The sequence below is a fragment of the Mycobacterium sp. SMC-15 genome (genome assembly GCF_045310925.1).
Lineage (GTDB): Bacteria > Actinomycetota > Actinomycetes > Mycobacteriales > Mycobacteriaceae > Mycobacterium.
The window spans coordinates 1-1066 of the sequence record NZ_JBJIAJ010000042.1 but is presented as its reverse complement, the minus strand read 5'-3'; the positions used below and the strand labels follow the sequence as shown (position 1 = coordinate 1066).

1 protein-coding gene is annotated in these 1066 nt (G+C 56.5%); it reads left to right on the top strand.

All coding sequences use genetic code 11. From position 1 onward, the window contains the following. Positions 1-813: 813 nt before the first annotated feature. A partial coding sequence (locus tag ACJH71_RS22315; RefSeq protein WP_406760160.1) for a hypothetical protein occupies positions 814-1066 on the top strand: 253 nt, incomplete at its 3' end.

Below are 1066 nucleotides of genomic sequence, written 5' to 3'. Positions count from 1 at the left end.
GCGCGCATTGCATGCCTCGTAAGGCGCGACGCTGGCGCGCGTGGCATGTCGGAGCGCGCTAAGCGAGCGCGCAACACGCAAGAAAGCCAACGAATACAGGCATTAGGGGCGAACTAGACGCTTGCTGTATGCGTTAGGTGTGCTACCTTACACACCTGCCACCGCACACGCGGGGGCGACACGCTCGAAAGGACAAACGCCAATGACCGAATTGAATTTTCGCCCAATGCCAACGCCACCGCGTCGCAAGGCCTATGACATTCGCTTTCGTTGCACGCTCAATGGGTGCGATTGGATCGCCCGCCTTTGGCTACGCGACCCTAGCGAAGCTTTCGACGCAATGTATCGTCGCCTCGCCTTTTCTTCGGTGCGCGGAAATGATCGCCCGCGCTACAGCCGAGACTTCTACCGCGTCGTTTCGTGCAATGTTTCCGCCGACCAATCCCGTCCGGTAGCGTGAACACCATGAACGCAATCAATTTCAGCACAAAACGAGTCGGCGGCTTGCGGTTTATCCGCATTGGCCGGTTTTGCTTTTCGTTCTGCATCGCGAGGGCACGCTAATGGTCCGCGCATACCTTGCAGCACTGCGCGACGCGGTTTGCGTCGCAGTTTCAATCGGTATCGTTATCGCCTTTGCCGCTATCGGTTGTGAAATGACCCGACGCGACTCCTACACTTCGCACAACGTGAAAGGCTTTCGCACGCCTAGCGTGTCGTATGTGTCACCTGACAAATAGGACGAAACCGCGCCTAGCGCGGTCTGGCCGTCACGCGGCCACTGATGAGTCCAAGTCGAAAGGAAACAACGCCATGACTACGCTTTTCCGCACTGAATCGCATGATCCAAAGACCAACGCGCAACGCAACCTTTGCGGTCGCACACATTACGTGGATGACGATAATTTGCGATTCCACAAGTCGCGCGTCATCTCCGCGCGAGTCGTCGACAACGGTTTGCTTTTCGCAATCGTCACAAGCGATGCACTCGACTTTGAGAATCGCAAGCGAGGCTTTCGCTACGTCATATTTGACGTGTTCGGAACTGTGGTTTCGCGTTGCGATC